13 protein-coding genes are annotated in these 18,341 nt (G+C 63.4%); 7 read left to right on the plus strand and 6 right to left on the minus strand.

Annotated features, from left to right (window positions below; all coding sequences use genetic code 11):
* Nucleotides 1-18 precede the first annotated feature (18 nt).
* Complete coding sequence (locus tag KEC16_RS12820) at nucleotides 19-678, plus strand: M48 family metallopeptidase (RefSeq protein ID WP_346344079.1); 660 nt, start codon at nucleotides 19-21, stop codon at nucleotides 676-678.
* A 72-nt stretch (nucleotides 679-750) separates the two neighbouring features.
* Nucleotides 751-1,953: a multidrug effflux MFS transporter gene (locus KEC16_RS12825; protein WP_211549502.1), complete on the plus strand. Its 1,203-nt coding sequence runs from the start codon at nucleotides 751-753 to the stop codon at nucleotides 1,951-1,953.
* Here KEC16_RS12825 and KEC16_RS12830 read toward each other — a convergent pair.
* Both KEC16_RS12830 and KEC16_RS12835 read right to left on the minus strand, forming a co-directional pair.
* Nucleotides 1,950-3,389 (minus strand): hypothetical protein, encoded by a 1,440-nt coding sequence (locus KEC16_RS12830; protein WP_211549504.1) that lies wholly within the window; start codon nucleotides 3,387-3,389, stop codon nucleotides 1,950-1,952. The genes KEC16_RS12825 and KEC16_RS12830 overlap by 4 nt on opposite strands.
* A gap of 70 nt (nucleotides 3,390-3,459) precedes the next feature.
* The gene (locus tag KEC16_RS12835; RefSeq protein ID WP_249209163.1) at nucleotides 3,460-5,532 is read right to left on the minus strand and encodes a transglycosylase domain-containing protein; all 2,073 of its coding nucleotides are present in this window, start codon (nucleotides 5,530-5,532) and stop codon (nucleotides 3,460-3,462) included.
* A 107-nt stretch (nucleotides 5,533-5,639) separates the two neighbouring features.
* Between KEC16_RS12835 and KEC16_RS12840 the strand changes: the two genes are divergently transcribed.
* A complete protein-coding gene (locus tag KEC16_RS12840; RefSeq protein ID WP_211549508.1) occupies nucleotides 5,640-5,840 on the plus strand; it encodes a hypothetical protein in 201 nt (66 codons plus the stop codon).
* Between the two features lie 26 nt (nucleotides 5,841-5,866).
* Here KEC16_RS12840 and gpt read toward each other — a convergent pair whose 3' ends face one another.
* Nucleotides 5,867-6,322 carry a xanthine phosphoribosyltransferase gene (gene gpt, locus KEC16_RS12845; RefSeq protein WP_211549510.1) on the minus strand — a complete coding sequence of 152 codons (456 nt, stop codon included), beginning with the start codon at nucleotides 6,320-6,322 and terminating at the stop codon, nucleotides 5,867-5,869.
* Between the two features lie 164 nt (nucleotides 6,323-6,486).
* On the opposite strand from gpt, the gene KEC16_RS12850 reads away from it, so the two are divergent.
* Nucleotides 6,487-8,049, plus strand: a complete 1,563-nt coding sequence (locus KEC16_RS12850) for a gamma-glutamyltransferase family protein (RefSeq protein ID WP_428846060.1) — start codon at nucleotides 6,487-6,489, stop codon at nucleotides 8,047-8,049.
* 27 nt (nucleotides 8,050-8,076) lie between these two features.
* On the plus strand, nucleotides 8,077-8,322 hold the full coding sequence (locus tag KEC16_RS12855; RefSeq protein ID WP_211549513.1) for a hypothetical protein: 246 nt from the start codon (nucleotides 8,077-8,079) through the stop codon (nucleotides 8,320-8,322).
* On the opposite strand, the gene KEC16_RS12860 is transcribed toward KEC16_RS12855, so the two are convergent.
* From KEC16_RS12860 to KEC16_RS12870, 3 genes are read right to left on the minus strand one after another with little or no spacing between them, the layout of a single operon-like run.
* The gene (locus KEC16_RS12860) at nucleotides 8,271-9,716 is read right to left on the minus strand and encodes an ATP-binding protein (RefSeq protein WP_211549515.1); all 1,446 of its coding nucleotides are present in this window, start codon (nucleotides 9,714-9,716) and stop codon (nucleotides 8,271-8,273) included. The two genes, KEC16_RS12855 and KEC16_RS12860, sit on opposite strands and share 52 nt — an antisense overlap.
* 58 nt (nucleotides 9,717-9,774) lie before the next feature.
* Nucleotides 9,775-12,066, minus strand: coding sequence for an NADP-dependent malic enzyme (locus KEC16_RS12865; protein WP_211549517.1), 2,292 nt, complete (start codon nucleotides 12,064-12,066; stop codon nucleotides 9,775-9,777).
* A gap of 36 nt (nucleotides 12,067-12,102) precedes the next feature.
* A complete protein-coding gene (locus KEC16_RS12870; protein WP_211549519.1) occupies nucleotides 12,103-12,603 on the minus strand; it encodes a hypothetical protein in 501 nt (166 codons plus the stop codon).
* A 172-nt stretch (nucleotides 12,604-12,775) separates the two neighbouring features.
* Here KEC16_RS12870 and mutS point away from each other — a divergent pair, with 172 nt between their 5' ends.
* Both mutS and KEC16_RS12880 read left to right on the plus strand, forming a co-directional pair.
* On the plus strand, nucleotides 12,776-15,379 hold the full coding sequence (gene mutS / locus KEC16_RS12875) for a DNA mismatch repair protein MutS (protein ID WP_211549677.1): 2,604 nt from the start codon (nucleotides 12,776-12,778) through the stop codon (nucleotides 15,377-15,379).
* A gap of 187 nt (nucleotides 15,380-15,566) precedes the next feature.
* Nucleotides 15,567-18,338, plus strand: a complete 2,772-nt coding sequence (locus KEC16_RS12880) for a [protein-PII] uridylyltransferase (protein WP_211549520.1) — start codon at nucleotides 15,567-15,569, stop codon at nucleotides 18,336-18,338.
* The last annotated feature ends 3 nt before the right edge of the window (nucleotides 18,339-18,341 follow it).

The raw sequence follows: 18,341 nt of genomic DNA on the forward strand, positions 1-18,341 counted from the left end.
GATTTTGGCCAAACCCAGGTGGCAATCACCGTCCGCCGCTCGCCCTTGGCCAAAGCCATGTCGTTGCGCGTCGATCCGGTGCGCGGCGTCGTGTTGGTCTTGCCCAGCCGGGCCAGACTGAGCGACGCCCGGATTTTTCTGCGAACCCATCGCGACTGGCTGATCGAGCGCCTGCACCGGTTGCCGCAAAGCATCGCCCTTACGCCCGGCGCCACCGTCCCCTTGCTGGGCCAAGACCATTTGATCCGCCATCACCCCGAAGCCCGCCGCGGGGTCTGGCGGCAAGACGGCGAAATCCACGTTTCCGGCCATATTGACCATGTTCCGCGCCGCGTGGTTGACTTTCTCAAAGCCGAGGCGCGGCGGCTGATGGTGGCCAAGGCCCACGAACTTGCCGCCCGGATCGACCGCAAGCCCAGTCGCATCAGCGTCAAGGATACGGTGTCGCGCTGGGGTTCTTGTTCCGCCCAAGGGGCCATCGCCTTGTCTTGGCGGCTGGTGATGGCCCCCGACTGGGTGGCGACCTATGTGGTCGGGCATGAAGTCGCCCATCTGGTCGAACTCAACCATTCCCCAGCCTTTTGGGCCGTTGTCACCTCGCTGGGAGTCGATCACCATGGTGCGCGAACCTGGCTGAAGACCAATGGCGCCCATCTGCACCGCTATCAGGCGGAATAATCGCTTTTTATTCCCTATTTCAGAATTTATTTACTATCGTGTAATCAGCGTAGCGCCAGGAGCATGTCCCCCATGACCACCACCACCGCCCATCCCACCCCCACCAGCCTGAAAGTAACCGTGCTGTTGACCGGGTTGGTGGCGTTCGGCCCGGTGTCAACCGATCTGTATCTGGCGTCGCTGCCCGACATGGGCCGTTATTTTTCCGCCAGCGTCGAAATGGTGCAGATGACCCTGTCGGTGTTTCTGCTGGGCTTTGCCGTCTCCATGCTGATTTATGGCCCGTTATCCGACCGCTTCGGCCGCCGCCGGGTGATTTTGGCCGGCGTGATCATTTACGTGATCGGCTCGGTCGCCTGTCTGCTGGCGCCGACCATCGAGATGCTGATCGCCAGCCGCTTCCTGCAAGCCCTGGGGGCCTGTTGCGGTCCGGTGGTCGCCCGCGCCGTGGTCCGTGACATCTATCCGCGCGAACAGGCGGCCAAGGTGATGTCCTACATGGCCTCGGCCATGGCCTTGGCCCCGTTCGTCGCCCCCATCCTCGGCGGTTGGTTTCATACCCTGTTCGGCTGGCGCTCGAATTTCATCTTGTTGGGGATTTTCGGTTTGATCTTGCTGCTGGGCACCTGGCGTTGGCTGGCTGAAACCAATCACCACCAAGACCCGCACGCGTTGTCGCCGTTAAGCATGATCGCCAATTACCGCACCCTTTTGACCGATCGTCAGGTCTTGGGCTATGTGGTGGTGGTTTCCGCCACCTTCGCCGGCATGTTCAGCTTCATTTCCGCCTCGTCCTTCGTCCTGATCGACGTTTTGGCGCTGCCGCCGGCGCTGTTCGGCTTTGGCTTCGCCGTGGTGGTCGCCGGGTATATCGCCGGCGGTTTCATCGCCGGCAAATGGACCAGCCGCATCGGTCTTGACCGCATGATCGGCATCGGCGTCACCGGCGCCGCCATCACCGGCTTGACCGCCGCCGCTCTGGCATGGAGCGGGGTACAATCGCTGCCGGCGATCTTGCTGCCGTTGATGCTGTTCTTTCTGTCCGGCGCCCTGGTCATTCCCAATGGCAGCGCCGGAGCCATCGCCCCGCATCCGCGCATGGCCGGAACGGCATCGGCCTGCCTGGGCTTTGTCCAAATGGTTTGCGGCGCCAGCGCCGGCTGGCTGCATTCCGCCACCTTCAACCATTCCACCCGCCCCCTGACCAGTCTGGTCGCCGGGCTGGGAATCGCCGCCTTGGTCGGTTATCTACTGTTGGTGCGCAAAAGGACCTAACCCAAGAACCGTTCCCGCGGGGCCGGCATCACCAGGGCCGGCCGGCCGACGTCTTTCATCAGGCCAGGACCGTTAACCATCTGGAATCCACCGCAAACCACACCGCCAACCACCCGGCGACGGCGGGCGCTCCACACATAGCATCCCAGACCGGCATCGTCGGTCGATCCCTGCAACATCTCTAAAATCGACATCAGCCGATCGTCATTCATGCGTTCGCACGAACGCAATTCCGACAGATCCAAGCCGATCTTGGCTTCGCCCAATTCATCGACCCGGCACAATAACGGCGACGACAGGCGCAGACGCAGCAACACCCCGCCGCACAAGCCGCGCAAGGCCGTGACCACCCGGTTGACCGATTCGACATCGGCGCTATCGGGAATGCGGCAAATTTCCACCTGGACCCGGCGTTGCCGAATATCGGCGGCGACATCGGCGAACGGCGCCACCACCTCGGCCCGATGGTCGCCGGCCAAACTTTCCCAGGTCAGCGGCACGATGACGACGCTGCCCCGGCTGTTGGCGCGCAACAAGTCGCGCAGGGCGGCGGCGGCGACAAAACGGTCAAGGATGAACGCGGTGGCTTCATCCTTGACCGGATAGGCCATTGACCCTTCCAGGGGCGGATCACCGGGATGATCGGTTCGGGCGACACGGGCACAATAGGCGGCGATGGCTTCACGCTCGGCCACCCAGGTCGGCCGCCACAACAACGACAAATGCGCGTCGGCGGGCATCGGCCCCACCGCCTGCCAGGGCTCTTCCGGCTCGGCCTCGGCATGTTCCATCACAATCGGGGTCCAGTGGACGGAAACGACCCGGTGGCGCTGTCTCACCCCCTCGACACTCACTCCCGGCGCCGGCAACGCCGCCGGCGCGCATGGGCTGAGGTGGTCAAACAGGGCGCGGGATTGTTCCGCCGCCTGCCGCACCGCCAGCGCCAGGACCCGGCCCGATTCGTCCACCGCGTCGGCCACCGCCAGATGCGCCGCCACCGCCAGCGGCCGTTCGCCGCCGACACAGCGTTCGCCCAGCAAATGCCGGCTGATTTCCTGGGCGATGGCCACGGCGATATGACGGGCTTGGTCGGGGGAAACCTGGGGAAACAGCAGCAGCCACGTTTCCTCGTCGATGCGGCGGAACAAATTGCCGCCGCCGATCTGGCGCCGGATCAGCTGTTCGGCGATCATCGTCACCTTGTCGGTCAAGCGCGGCCATTTGTCGCCCACCGCATGACGGAAATCGGCCAGTGAAATCACCCGCAAGCGACCGGCCCCGCCATCGGGGCGGTGGCGCAAGATCGCCAGCACGACGTCGAATTCGCTCTGGGCCACCGATTGGGCCATCGGCCGCGCCGCACGGACCAGGCCAATGCGGGCCGGCTCCGCCGGTTTGTGCCACAGATCACGGAACCAACGGCCAAGCCCCAGCATGGCGTTTGTCCTTATTCCCAACACTCCCCGACAGGATTGATAGTGGGAAGCCGGAGCGGCGCCAACAAGATCAGCGGCCGAAGATGCTCCCCAAAAGATCGTCGATGGCGTTGCCGATGGCGCGGACCGGATCGCCGCCGCCACCGCCGCCAATAATCACGCCGCCCGCCGTCCCCTCGGTATCCGCCATGGTCGCCGGCGACAGATCGGGTGTCGGCAAGGGGTGCGCCGGAATGCCTTGATGGGCGGCAAGCATCACGCTTTTCCACAATTGGGCCGGCAACCCGCCGCCCGTCACCTTTTTCATTTCGTGCCGCTGATCGTCATTACCCAGCCAAACGCCGGCGACGTAATCGGCGGTGAAGCCCATGAACCAGGCATCGCGATAATCCTGGGTGGTGCCGGTCTTGCCGGCGGCGGGACGGTCCAGCCGCGCCGCCTTGCCGGTTCCCTCGGTCAACACCGCGCTCATCATGTCATGCATGCTGGCCAGGGCCTGATCGGACATCACCTTGCCAACTCCAGAGCCTTGGCGCGACCACAACACCCGGCCATCGGGGGTGGTGACCGATTCGATGCCATAGGCGGTGATGCCGTAACCGCCATTGGCGAAGGGCGCGTAAGCCTGGGTCAGTTCCAGCAGACTGGTTTCGCTGGTGCCCAAGGCTAGCGAGGCATCCTTGCCCAAAGGCGAGGTGATCCCCAGCTTGTGAGCGGTGGCCACCACCCGCGCCGGCCCCAGATCCTCGATCAGCCGCACCGCCACGGTATTGGTGGAATGGGCAAAGGCATGGCGCAGAGTGACCTGTCCCTCGAAGCGGCCGTTATAATTGCCCGGCGACCACTTGCCCAATTTGATCGGTGCGTCGTCATAGACGTCTTGAGGGGCAAGCCCCTGTTCCATGGCGGCCAGATAGACGAACGGTTTGAATGCCGATCCCGGTTGGCGCAAGCCTTGCGTCGCCCGGTTGAACTGGCTGTCGTCATAATCCTTGCCGCCGGTCAGCGCCCGAATGGCGCCATCGGGCTGCATCACCACCACCGCGCCTTGACCGGCATTGGCCTTGGCGCCGGGGCCGTTCAGCATGGTCTGGAGCTGGGACTCGACCTTGCGCTGCAAGGTCAAATCCAAGGTAGTCCGCACCACCACGTCACGGCCCGCCAGTTCGGAAATGTCATCCAGGCGGGAAAGCGCCCAATCGGCGAAATAGCGCCCCGTCGGAGCCGATCGTTTCACCGCCTGGGCCGCCCCGCTCAGCGCCGCCATGTCTGCGGTCCTTTGCTCGATATAGCCGGCCTCGACCATGTTGCCCAACACCTCGACCGCTCGCTTGTGGCTGGCTTCGGGATTGTTCAGCGGCGAATAGCGGCTGGGGGCTTTCAGCAGACCGGCGATGACCGCCGATTGGTACAAGCCGGCATTGCGGGCGGAAACGTCAAAATAGCGCTTGGCCGCCGCATCGACGCCAAAGGCGCCGGAACCCAGGTAAACCCGGTTCAGGTAAAGCGTCAGCAATTGCTGTTTGCTGAATCGGCGTTCCAGCCACAGCGCCATCAGCAATTCCTGCACCTTGCGCTTCAAGGTGCGGTCGGGCTTCAAGAACAGGTTCTTGGCCAATTGCTGGGTGATGGTCGACCCGCCTTGCACCAGATGGCCGGCCCGCACATTGGTGACGATGGCGCGGGCGATGCCGAACAAATCGACACCGAAATGACTAAAGAAACGGCGATCCTCGGTGGCCAGAACCGCTTGCGGAATGGTCGGCGAGATCTCGGCCAAATCCAGCGATTCGCCGTATAGATCGCCAAAAGCGGCGAAAACCTGACCATCTTGAGCGACGAACTGGATGCTGGGCCGCCGGGTCGGGGCGGTGACCTGATCGATATCAGGCAGATCATGGGCGTAATACGCCATCACGCCGGCAATGGCGATGACCGCCCACACCGCCAAGGTGGCCCCCCACATCAGGACTTTCTTGCCCCAGCCGCCTTTCTTGCCGGCACCGCTTTTTTTGCGCGGCGGGCGCGGGTTCTTGGTCGGCCCCGCCGGTTTCGGCCGTGGCGGCGGCGGAGCGGCGTCACTGCTGGAGCGCAGGCGGTCGGCGGGGTCGGCGATCAGGCCAGGGGGGCGTTTAGAGGTCATGGCGATTTCTACCATGCGGGACATCGGTCTCGAAACTGGCATGTCGATGTGGTTGCTTGTATGCTGCCGCCATCTGGGCGATGGCGCTGCAACCAAAGGAAATCTTCATGGAAACCCTGTCCGTCACCTTGTCCGCCGGGCTGAAGCAGCGGCTGGAAGCACTGGCGGCCGAGACCGGCAAAAGCCTGGACGAATGCCTGACCCTGGCGGTCAGCGAATTCGTCGATAATTGGGAAATCCACATGAACGACCTGCACCAGATCGACGAAAACGAAGCCCGCACCGTGCTCAACGCCGGCGAGGAATAATCCTTATCGCCGCCGATTGTGGCAATTTAGGGGAGAGCCGAGGCTTCCCAGGGAAACACCAACCACACATGCTGGGCCAGTTGGGCGACGCTGGTATCGACCAGCCCCCGCCCTTCCGGCTTGGCGTACAAGGTGGCGTAATGACAGCCCGGCAACATGGCGCGAACCACCTTGGCGGTGGCCCCCGAATCGACCAGATCGTCGATCACCAGCCAGTGCTTGCCCTCTTCGGCCAGGGTTTTCATGATCCGCATGTCGCCTTGGGTCTGGGAATCGTAACTGGAGATGCACACCGTCTCCACCAGCTTGATGTCCAATTCCTGCGCCACGATGGCCGCCGGCACCAGCCCGCCCCGGGCAATGGCGACGATCCCGTCGAACGGCCCCTTGCCCCGCAACAATTCCGCCAGGGAACAGGCGTCGCGGTGCATGTCCTGCCAGCTTAGGCTCAGGGTTTCGGCCTGACGGTAATCATGGGTCATGACAAACGGCTCCGGCAAAAGAGAGTACATTACATACCGGCGCGGCCTTGATTGCAAAGCCGGCTTCCACCAACACTGGACGGGACAGCAAGGTTGACGCAAAATCGGATGACATATTCGCGGATGGATGGGAAATGCTGAATACGCCCATGGCCCGACGGGGAATGATCACTTCTCCGCATCACCTTGCCTCGCAGGCCGGTCTGGCGGTGCTGCGCGACGGCGGCAACGCCATCGAGGCGGCCATCGCCGCGGCCGCCACCCTGGGCGTGGTCTATCCGCACATGAATGGTCTGGGCGGTGACGGCTTTTGGTTGATCGCCGAGCCGGGCAAGCCGCCGGTTTCCATCGACGGCTCCGGCGCCGCCGGGGCCAAGGTCGATATCGATTTGTTTCGCGCGGCCAAGCTTAAGGCCATGCCGGCCAAGGGGGCGATGGCCGCCAATACCGTGGCCGGGGTTGTTTCCGGCTGGCAGGCGGCGCTGGACGTCTCGGCCCATTGGGGCGGCGGCATGCCGCTGGAACGATTGTTCGAGGATTCCATCCATTACGCCCGCCAAGGTTTCGCCGTCACCGCCCATCAAGCCGCCGCCACCGCCCGCAATTTGGCCAGCTTGCGCAAGGCCCCCGGCTTTTCGGCGACATTTCTGAACCGCAACAAAGTTCCGGCGGTGGGATCGCTGCAAACCCTGCCGGCGCTGGCCGATACGCTGGAACGTCTGGCCGCCGCCGGCTTGGACGATTTTTATCGCGGCGAGGTGGCGCGCGCCATCACCGACGACCTCAAAGCCGCCGGCGCGCCGCTCCAAGCCGAAGATCTGGCCCGCCATCGCGGCATGCGGCGGCGGCCGCTGTCGTTGGCCCTGCCCGCCGGCACCTTGTTCAACACCGCGCCGCCGACCCAAGGCTTGGCCTCGTTGATCTTGCTGGGCGTTTTCCAGCGCCTGGGCGTCGAGATTCCCGATAATTTCGCCTGGATCCACGGTTTGGTCGAAGCGACCAAAAAAGCCTATCGGGTGCGGGACGCCCACGTCACCGACCCGCACCGCATGTCGGTGCACGCCACCACCTATCTGACCGACCCCATGCTTGACGCCCTGGCCGCGGAAATCGACCCGAGCCAGGCGGCGCCGTGGCCGCGCGATATCGGCGATGGCGATACCGTCTGGCTGGGGGTGATCGACGGCCAAGGCCGCGCCGTCAGCTATATTCAAAGCCTGTTCCATGCCTTCGGTTCCGGCGTGACCCTGCCGCGCACCGGACTGGTCTGGCACAATCGCGGCTTTTCCTTCTCGCTTGATCCCGAGCACCGCAACGCCCTCGAACCGCGGCGCAAACCCTTCCATACCTTGTCGCCGGCCCTGGCCCGCCTCAAGGATGGCCGCACCATGGTCTGGGGCAGCATGGGCGGCGATTCGCAGCCGCAGATTCAAGCGCAATTGTTCACCCGCGCCGTGTTGTTCGGCCAAAGCCCGCAAACGGCGGTGACCGCGCCCCGCTTTGCCCTTGGCCGCAGCCTGGACGGCGCCCCGCCCGGCGGCCTGCTGTTGGAAAACCGCTTCGCCCCCGCTTTGGCGCAAGATTTGAGCAAGGCCGGCCATGCGATACAAATGACCGGGGATTTCGATTCCGCCCTCGGTCACGCTGGCATGATCATTCGCCGGGCCGACGGCACCTTGGAAGGCGCTTGCGATCCCCGAGCCGACGGCACCGTCGCCGCCTGGTAACCATTCACGCGAAGGCTTAGAAACGCCATGGCCGAATTCATGATGAAGCCGATCAGCCAAAACGATATTGGCGAACGCACCATCTTCAACACCGGGGTTTCAACCGTGGGAAAGGGCGGCGATGACTATTTTTGCGGTCATTGCGGCCGCAAAATGATTCACAACATGAATCTGTCGGCCATCGAAGCCACCGTCGTCTATCAATGCGGCGGCTGCCAAAGCTACAACCTGCCGCCGGAAAGCGAAAGCGCCGACGAGACGGCTTCGGTCTGAGCCTTGGCCCCGCACAGATAAACCGAGAACACCGATCCCTGGCCCAACGTCGATTCCACCGTCAGTTTGCCGCGATGGCGATTGACGATGTGCTTGACGATGGCCAGCCCCAGCCCGGTGCCGCCCAGCGTGCGTGAGCGGGCGGTATCGACGCGATAGAATCGTTCGGTCAGGCGCGGCAGATGCTCCTTGCCGATGCCGTCGCCGTGATCGCGCACCGCCAACACCACCGCCGGTGCATCGCGCAAAGCCGGGCCGGCCGCCGCCGGCAAGGTGGTGGCCACGCGCAGGGTGACTTCCACCGCAGTGCCGTCACGACCGTATTTGACCGCATTGTCCATCAGGTTCTGGGCCAGTTGCGCCAATTCATCGGCTTGACCGATGACGTGGCGGGCGGCTTCGTCGATAGTGACGACCAAACGCATCTGCCGCGGCGCGGTCAACGGCATCAGGGCGTCGGCCCCGGCCTGGATGATGCGGCCAAGATCGACGCTTTCCGCCGGGGGGGTGTGCTCGTTCAGCTCGATCCGCGACAGCGACAGCAGGTCGTTGACCAACCGCGCCATGCGCGATCCCTGATCGAACATGATGCCGAGAAATTTGTCCCGCGCTTGTTCATCATCGCGGGCCGGACCCCGCAGGGTTTCGATGAACCCCAACAATGTCGCCAGCGGCGTGCGCAATTCGTGGCTGGCATTGGCGACGAAATCGGCGCGCATCTGCTCCATCCGCTTGAGCGTGGTCAGATCGTTGAGCGCCAACACCGCCACCGCGTCGCTGGCCGGCGATGGCCCCAAGCGTTCGATGCGAAACTGGAACGACCTTGGCACCGGCACCGGCAGCTCAAAGGCGCCATCGCGGGCCTGGGCCCCGGCCAAGACCGCGTCGGCGGCTTCCAGCACGTTGGGATTGCGCAACACCACCGACAGGTCACGGCCGGTGATGTCGCGCCCGAACGCCGTCAGCGCGCTTTGATTGAATTTGACCACCCGCCGTTCGGGATCGAGCAGAACCAGCGGATCGGGCAGGTTCTCGAACAGGCTTTCATTCCATTTGGCCAACAGGGCCAGCTCGGTTTGACGTTCCTGCCAGGCGCGGCGCAACTGCGCCACCGACGAAGCGATTTCCTCGATTGGGGTGTCGGGGCTTACCGGCGGTGGAATATTTTCGCCGCCGGCGGCCAGATTGCGCGCCCACAAGGCGACACGGGCGGCATCGGCCATGCCCGGACGGATCAGCCACGACAAAGCCAGCACCACCCAGGCCCACAAGGCCAGTGCGGTCAGCACATGCATTTCGCGCAAGATCACCAAGGCCGCCAGCACGGCAAAGCTGGGCAAGGAAAGCACAAAGGCGCGGCGCAGCAGGCGCGGCGGAGTGAAGCGTCGGCTCATGAGCCCATCCAGAAAAATACGGACAGCCAGTCTAACAGGCTGTCCGCCGCACCAAACGTTAACTTCTCATGGCATCGTAGCAGGCCAGCACCGCCATATTGACGATATCGTTGACGGTGGCGTCCATCGAGGTGATCTGGATCGGCTTGTCCAATCCCATCAAAATCGGGCCGATGACAGTGCCGCCGCCCATTTTCTGCATCAGCTTGGCGCTGATATTGGCCGAATGCAGGCCGGGCATGACCAGGACATTGGCCGGCCCCGACAGCCGACAGAACGGATAAAGCTTCAGCAAATCAGCATCCAAGGCGATATCGGCGGCCATTTCGCCGTCATATTCGAAATCGACCCGACGGGAATCCAAGATAGCCACCGCCTCGCGCACCCGTTCCGACGGATGGGCCACCGGATTGCCGAAATTGGAATAAGACAACAAGGCGACCCGCGGCTCGTGCCCCATCTGCCGGGCCTTGGCCGCGCTTTGCTGGGCGATATCCGCCAATTGTTCCGGCGTCGGCGTCTCGTGCACGGTGGTATCGGCCATGAACACGGTGCGGCCCTTGGCGATCATCATGGTCAGACCCAGCAGCACCTCGCCGGGGGCGGTGTCGATCACCCGCTTGATCTCGTCGAAGGCTTGCCAGTAATTGCGGGTCAGACCGGTGACCATGGCATCGGCATCGCCTTCGGACACCATCAGCGAACCGAAGATGTTGCGTTCCTGATTGACCAGACGCTGGACGTCGCGCAACAGCAATCCTTGGCGCTGCATGCGGCGATACAGCACCTCGATATAATGCTCGCGCTGATGCGACAGCCGGGCATTGACGATTTCCAGCCCTTCCAGGCCGGGCAGACCGCTGGATTTGACCGTCTCGTGGATCTGTTCCTCGCGGCCCAGCAAGATCGGCGTGCCGAAACCGGCATTGCGGAAGGCCAAGGCGGCGCGGATGGTTTTTTCCTCTTCGCCTTCGGCGAACACCACGCGCTGCGGGTGGGCGCGAACCTTTTCCGAGATGGCCTGCAAGCTGGCCGCGGTCGGATCAAGCCGGGCCGACAATTGCTTGGCATAAGCCTCCATGTCGATGATCGGCTTTTGCGCCACCCCCGAATCCATGGCCGCCCGCGCCACCGCCGGCGGCACGGTGGCGATCAGGCGGGGATCGAACGGCACCGGGATAATATATTCGGGGCCGAAACGAAGCCGGCGCCCGGCATAGGCGGCGTCCACCTCGTCGGGCACGTCCTCGCGCGCCAATTGGGCGATGGCGCGGGCCGCCGCCACTTTCATGGCTTCGTTGATGGTTCGGGCACGAACATCAAGCGTGCCGCGAAAGATATAGGGAAAGCCCAACACATTATTGATCTGGTTGGGATAATCGGAACGTCCAGTGGCGACGATGGCATCATTGCGCACCTGGCGGACCTCTTCCGGGGTGATTTCCGGGTCAGGATTGGCCATGGCGAAAATGATCGGACGCGCCGCCATCGCGGCGATCATCTCCGCGTTCACCGCGCCCTTGGCCGACAGACCCATGAACACGTCGGCGCCGACCATGGCCTGTTCCAGGGTCCGGGCGTCGGTGGGCACCGCATGGGCGGATTTCCACTGGTTCATGCCGTGGTCGCGGCCTTGGTAAATGACCCCCTTGGTATCGCACAACGTCACGTTTTCGTGGCGGATGCCCATGGCCTTGATCAGCTCGACGCAGGCAATGGCGGCGGCGCCGGCGCCATTGACCACCACCTTGGTGTCGGCAAGCGAGCGCCCGGTCAGGTCCAAGGCGTTGAGCAGGCCGGCGGCGGCGATGATGGCGGTACCGTGCTGGTCATCATGGAAGACCGGAATGTCCATGATCTCGCGCAGGCGGCTTTCGATGATAAAGCATTCCGGCGCCTTGATATCTTCCAGATTGATCCCGCCGAAGGTCGGCCCTAAAAACCGCACGCAATTGACGAATTCGTCAACGTCGCGGGTATCGACTTCCAGATCGATGGCGTCAACATCGGCAAAGCGCTTGAACAAGACCGCCTTGCCTTCCATCACCGGCTTGCCCGCCAACGCCCCCAGATCGCCCAGCCCCAAAACGGCGGTGCCGTTGGAAATCACCGCCACCAGATTGCCCTTGGCGGTGTAGTCATAGGCCAAGGACGGATCGCGGGCGATGTGCAGGCAGGGAAAGGCGACGCCGGGCGAATAGGCCAGCGACAGATCGCGCTGGGTGGTCATCGGCTTGGTCGGCACCACCTCGATCTTGCCGGGACGGCCCGAGGCATGCATCAGCAGGGTTTCGCGTTCCAGCGCGGATTGCGCCCCGGTTTCGTTACGGTTGGCGGACAAATCGGTCATGATGATATGGACGTTCCCAGACGATTCCAGGCCTGTTCAGCGGCCTTGGCGGTTGAAGACGTGAATATTGGCGGCGCCGGTTTCGGCCAGAATCTTCTTGGCCTTTTCCTCGCCCAATTGATCGGCGACCATCACCCACAAGATGACGGCGCCGGCGGCCAGGGCGCGGTCGAAATCATGGCTATCGGGCAAGGCCGAGACTTCGTCCAGCACTTCCTTGATGGCGGCGCCCCCGATGCCGGCGGCGACGATGGCGGCGATGGTCGCCCCCACCGGCCCCGAAGCCAGGGCGATCAGACCGGCGGCGACCAGCGGGCCTTCGTATTTGATGTCGCCGGCGACGGCGATCAGCGCATCCTTCCATTTGGACGAGGATTGCGCAGCGTCAAGCGAATCGTGCGACGACAGCACCGACAAATCGGCGCGGGCAAAGCCTGCGGCCAACAGAGCAAGGACGGCCGATTGAAAATGTTCGCGGTCAGCAAAGGTTCCAACCACTTCACGCGTGATCGGGGCATGGATGTCGGTGGCGTTCAAAGCCCCCTCCTGTAAAGCATCGGGGGCAATCATTCTGCGCCAACCAAAAGCCGTTGCATAGGGGGCAGGGGTTGCGAACATGTCGCGACGTGCTACCTTGCCCGCATTCTCGTCAACCCGGACCCGATCCACGCCCGTGACCGAAGCAATCATCCCCGCCGATGCCACGCCGATGATGGCCCAATATCTGGCCATCAAGCATGCCCATCCGGATTGCCTGCTGTTTTACCGCATGGGCGATTTCTACGAATTGTTCTTCGACGACGCGGTCAAGGCGGCGGCCACCTTGGATATCGCCCTGACCAAGCGCGGCAAGCATCTGGGGGAAGACATCCCCATGTGCGGCGTGCCGGTGCGGTCCTACGAAGTCTATCTGTCGCGGCTGGTGCGCGCCGGCCACAAGGTGGCCATCGGCGAACAGACCGAAGACCCGGCCGAAGCCAAGAAGCGCGGGGCCAAATCGGTGGTCGCCCGCGACGTCGTCCGCGTCATCACCGCCGGCACCCTGACCGAAGACAATCTGCTGGATTCCCGCGCCCATAATTACCTGGCCGCCGCCGCCGAAATTGGCGGCACCATCGGACTGGCCTGGGTCGATGTCTCCACCGGCGATTTCGCCATGCAGCCGCTGGCCCCCGCCCTGCTGTCCGCCGCCCTGGCCCGCCTGTCGCCGGGCGAATTGCTGGTGCCGGAACGGTTGTTGCACCAACCCGACCTGCTGGAAGTGTGGGCCGAGTGGAAATCCATTTTGGCCCCGCTGCCCAGCGTCCGTTTCGATTCCGAAAATTCCCGCAAGCGGCTGGAAGCGTTGTACGGCGTCGGTGCGCTGGATGGTTTCGGCAGTTTCGGCCGGGCCGAACTGGCTGCCGGCGGCGCCCTGGTCGATTACATCGAGCTGACGCAAAAGGGCAAGATGCCCCGCCTTAACCCGCCGCAACGGCTGGCCCAAGGCGCGGTGATGGAAATCGACGGCGCCACCCGGCGCAACCTGGAACTGGCCGAAACCGTCAATGGCGAACGCAAGGGCTCGCTGCTGGCGACCATCGACCGCACCATCACCGGGGCCGGGGCGCGTTTGCTTGCCGCCCGGCTGGCGGCGCCGCTGACCGATCCGGCCGCCATCGGCCAACGGCTGGATGCGGTGGCCTTTTTCGTCGAACACGAAACCGTGCGCGCCGATATCCGCGCCGCCCTCAAACGCTGCCCGGACATGGAACGCGCCTTGTCCCGCCTTAGTCTGGGCCGCGGCGGCCCCCGTGATCTGGCCGCCATCCGCGACGCCCTGGCCGAAATTCCCGCCTTGCGCGCGGCCCTGGCCCGGCCATCCCTGGACACGCCGCCGACGGCCATCGCCACGGCCGCCGCCGATCTGGGCGAACATTCCACCGTCGTCGACATCCTGACCCGCGCCCTGGCCGAAGAGCTGCCGTCGCTGGCCCGTGACGGCGGCTTCATCCGCCCGGAATTTCATGCTGGCCTGGACGAACTGAAAAGCCTGAAGGCCGAGGGCAATTCCCATCTGATGCGGCTGGAACGGCGCTATGCCGAGGAAACCGGCATCGCCAATTTGAAAATCCGCCATAACAACATCATCGGCCATCACATCGAGGTGGCGGCCAAACAGGCGGAAAAGCTGGATGAAAGCTTCATCCATCGCCAGACCATGGCCACGACCGCACGCTACACCACCACCGAGCTGATCGAGCTGGCCGGCAAGCTGACCGGCGCCGCCGACCGCGCCCTGGCCCTGGAACAGCACGTGTTCGAGCATCTGGTCGGCGACGTGACGACGCGGGCCGCCGCCATCGCCGCCGCCGCCGCCGCCCTGGCCACGCTTGACGTTGCCGCCGCCTTGGCCGAATTGGCGGCAGCCGAGGATTGGATCCGCCCCGAAATCGATGACAGCACCGCCTTCGTCATTGACGGCGGCCGCCATCCGGTGGTCGAGGCGGCCTTGCGCGCCGCCAATTCCGGCGCTTTTGTCGCCAATGATTGCGATTTATCGGCCGGCAACCGGCTGTGGCTGATCACCGGCCCCAACATGGCCGGTAAATCCACCTTTCTGCGCCAAAACGCCGTCATCGTCCTGCTGGCGCAGATGGGCGCCTTTGTTCCCGCCCGCGCCGCCCGCATCGGCGTCGTCGATCGTCTGTTTTCCCGCGTCGGCGCCGCCGACGATCTGGCGCGTGGCCGATCGACCTTCATGGTGGAAATGGTCGAAACCGCCGCCATCCTCAATCAATCCGGCCCTCGGGCCTTGGTCATCTTGGACGAAATCGGACGCGGCACCGCCACCTTCGACGGCCTCTCCATCGCTTGGTCGGTGGTCGAGCATCTGCACGAGGTCAATGTCTGCCGGGCCTTGTTCGCCACCCATTACCACGAGCTGACGTCGTTGGCCGGCCGGCTGAAAAATCTGTCGTGCCGGCAAATGCGGGTCAAGGAATGGCAAGGCGACGTGGTCTTTTTGCACGAAGTGGCGCAAGGCGCCGCCGACCGTTCCTATGGCATTCACGTCGGCCGCCTCGCCGGCCTGCCCCCGGCTGTCGTTGCGCGGGCGGAAGAAGTTCTGTCAGCCCTGGAAAAAGGTGAACAAGGCAGCGCCGTCGCCCGGCTGGCCGATGACCTGCCGCTCTTCGCCGTCCTGGCCAAACCAAAAGCCAAAGAAGCTGCCGGGCCATCGCCGTTAGAGGAAAAATTGAAAGATATCAACCCGGACGAGCTGAACGCCAAGCAGGCGCTGGACCTGCTTTACGAGCTCAAGCGGCTGCTGTGATGGGCAAATACCTGCTGATCGCCTTGGAAATCGGTGTTCCCGCCCTGTTGCTGTGGCTGATCTTGCGCAATCTGCGTAAGTCCTAGGCAGTCGTGCCCACAGAGGAAGCAATGGCAAAACGTCTGGAAAGCCTTGCTTTTCCGGCCCTATACTCCGCATCCCTCGCACGTTTTCCCGGTGCCCGTTCATGAGCAAAATCGTCCGCCAACGCGACATCATCGACCGCCGTGCCATCATGGCCCGACTGACCGAGCTGGCGGAATCCGACTTGCCCAAGATGAAACGACGCAGCGCCGTTCTCGGCGTCTTCAAGGATGTTCTGGCGCATGGCCGCGCCGAAGTCCGCCAGCGCTTTGACGTCCATGGCGATGGTACCCAGACGGTGCGGGAAAATTGTTTCCTCATCGACCAACTGGTCCGCATCGTCCACGATTTCGCCGCCGCGCATGAATTGCCGCAAAACATCCGCACCAGCGGCGAAGCCATGAGCCTGGTCGCCGTCGGCGGCTATGGCCGGGGCGAGTTGTCGCCGCAATCCGATATCGACCTTTTGTTCCTGACGCCCTACAAGCGCACCCCCTGGCACGAACAGATCGTCGAATACGTCTTGTACATGCTGTGGGACATGGGCCTGAAGGTCGGACAAAGCACCCGTTCGGCCGATGAATGCATCCGCATGGCCAAAGGTGACCTGACCATCCGCACCGCGCTGCTGGAAATGCGCTGGCTGTGGGGTGACCAACCCTTGTATTTCGACCTGAAGAACCGTTACGCCAACGAGATTATCGCCGGCACCGGCGAGGAATTCGTCGAGGCCAAGCTGGCCGAGCGCGATGCCCGCCATTCCAACATGGGCGACACCCGTTATGTCCTTGAACCCAACGTCAAGGAAGGCAAAGGCGGGCTGCGCGATCTGCACACCCTTTACTGGCTGGCCCGCTATCTCTACCGCGTCGACAGCATCGCCGAACTGGTCGATCAGGGCATCTTATCCAAGGATGCCCACAAGCGTTTCGCCAAGGCCCAGGCCTTCTTGTGGACGGTGCGTTGCCACCTGCATTACGTCACCGAACGGGCCGAGGATCGCCTGACCTTTGACGTTCAGCCGGAAATCGCCCAGCGGATGAATTACACCGACCATGCCGGCACCCGCGGCGTCGAGCGGTTCATGAAGCATTTCTTCCTGGTGGCCAAGGATGTCGGCGATCTGACCCGGCTGTTTTGCTCGTTGGCCGAGGAACAGCAAAAGCGTAAGCCGCGCATGCGCCTGGGCAAGCTGCTTTTCCTCAAACGTTCGAATGTGGACGGCTTCATCATCGACGGCGACCGCTTGAACGTCGCCGCCGAAGATCAGTTCGCAACCGATCCGGTGGCGATGATCCGCCTGTTCCATACCTCGCTGGAACACGGCATCGACATCCATCCGCACGCCCTTGATCTGGTCCATCGCAATTTGAAACGGGTGGTGTCGCTGCGCCACGACGCCAAGGCCAACGCCTTGTTCGTCGCCATGCTGACCAGCAAGAAGAACCCGGAAGTGGCGCTGCGCCACATGAACGAGGCCGGCGTTCTGGGCCGTTTCATCCCTGATTTCGGTCGTGTCGTCGCCCAGATGCAATACGACATGTACCATGTCTATACGGTGGACGAGCACACCATCCAGGCCATCGGCATCCTGCACGCCATCGAACAGGGCGATCTGGTCGAGGAAGCGCCGCTGTCCACCCTGATCATCCATAAGGTGTCGTCGCGCAAGGCGCTGTACCTGTCGGTGCTGCTGCACGACATCGCCAAGGGCCGTGGCGGCGATCATTCGGTGCTCGGCGCCGACGTGGCGATGAAGCTGGGGGCACGTTTCGGCCTGACCGAGGAAGAGACCGAAACCGTGGCCTGGCTGGTGCGCGAGCACCTGAGCATGAGCCGGGTTGCCTTTAAGCGCGACATCGACGATCCGCAGACCATCACCGATTTTGTCACCCGGGTGCAAAGCCCGGAACGGCTGCGCCTGTTGTTGGTGCTGACCGTCGCCGATATCCGCGCCGTCGGCCCCAATGTGTGGAATGGCTGGAAAGGCGGGCTGCTGCGTGAATTGTACCAGCGTTCCGAGGAATTGATGCTGGGCGGCATGGCCGCCGCCCGCGACCACCGGGTCAAGGCGGCGCAAGCGGCCCTGTCGCGTGAATTGCTCGCCACCAATTGGCCTCAGACCGATATCGACGCCCATCTGACCCGCGGTTATCCGACCTATTGGACCAGCTTTGACACCGCCACCCATGTCCGTCATGCCCGGCTGGTGCGCGATGCCGAAAGCCGCCACGCCCCGCTGACGGTGGATTCTCGCGTCGACAGTTTCCGTTCCGTTACTGAAATTAATGTCTACACCAGCGACCATCCCGGCCTGTTTTCGCAAATCGCCGGGGCCATGGCGGTGTCAGGCGCCAATATCGTCGATGCCAAGATCGTAACCTTGGCCAACGGCATGGCATTGGACAGCTTTTGGATTCAAGAAAGTGACGGCGCCGCCTTCGATACGCCGTCCAAACTGGCCAAGCTGTCGACGGTGATCGAACAGGTGTTGTCCGGCCGCATGCGCCTGGATAAGGAACTGGCCGCGCGCAAGGGCAAGTTGCCGGCCCGCGCCCATGTGTTCAAGGTGCCGCCCCGCGTCATCATCGACAACAAGGCGTCGTCGTCGCATACCCTGATCGAGGTCAACGGCCGTGACCGCCCAGGTCTTTTGTACGATCTCACCGCCGCCATGACTCAGTTGGGGCTGCAAATCGCCTCGGCTCATATTTCCACCTATGGCGAGCGGGTGGTTGACGTCTTTTACGTCAAGGACATCTTCGGCCTGAAGATTCAGCACGACCGCAAGCTCGACCAAATCCGCGACGGCGTCTTGAAAGCGCTGAAAGATCCGGCCGAGGCCGAAGCCGCGGCAACCGCGGCGGCGCAGTGATCC

Origin of the sequence: Magnetospirillum sulfuroxidans, assembly GCF_018224925.1 — a bacterium.
GTDB classification, from domain to species: Bacteria; Pseudomonadota; Alphaproteobacteria; order Rhodospirillales; family Magnetospirillaceae; genus Magnetospirillum; species Magnetospirillum sulfuroxidans.

Coding starts and splice junctions, on each gene's coding strand:
- KEC16_RS12865 (WP_211549517.1), bottom strand. CDS start 12,066: ATGACCGATTTGTCCGCCAACCGTAACGAAACCGGGGCGCAATCCGCG.
- KEC16_RS12880 (WP_211549520.1), top strand. CDS start 15,567: ATGAGCAAAATCGTCCGCCAACGCGACATCATCGACCGCCGTGCCATC.
- KEC16_RS12830 (WP_211549504.1), bottom strand. CDS start 3,389: ATGCTGGGGCTTGGCCGTTGGTTCCGTGATCTGTGGCACAAACCGGCG.
- KEC16_RS12825 (WP_211549502.1), top strand. CDS start 751: ATGACCACCACCACCGCCCATCCCACCCCCACCAGCCTGAAAGTAACC.
- gpt (WP_211549510.1), bottom strand. CDS start 6,322: ATGACCCATGATTACCGTCAGGCCGAAACCCTGAGCCTAAGCTGGCAG.
- KEC16_RS12860 (WP_211549515.1), bottom strand. CDS start 9,716: ATGAGCCGACGCTTCACTCCGCCGCGCCTGCTGCGCCGCGCCTTTGTG.
- KEC16_RS12850 (WP_428846060.1), top strand. CDS start 6,487: ATGATCACTTCTCCGCATCACCTTGCCTCGCAGGCCGGTCTGGCGGTG.
- KEC16_RS12840 (WP_211549508.1), top strand. CDS start 5,640: ATGGAAACCCTGTCCGTCACCTTGTCCGCCGGGCTGAAGCAGCGGCTG.
- KEC16_RS12855 (WP_211549513.1), top strand. CDS start 8,077: ATGGCCGAATTCATGATGAAGCCGATCAGCCAAAACGATATTGGCGAA.
- mutS (WP_211549677.1), top strand. CDS start 12,776: ATGATGGCCCAATATCTGGCCATCAAGCATGCCCATCCGGATTGCCTG.
- KEC16_RS12835 (WP_249209163.1), bottom strand. CDS start 5,532: ATGACCTCTAAACGCCCCCCTGGCCTGATCGCCGACCCCGCCGACCGC.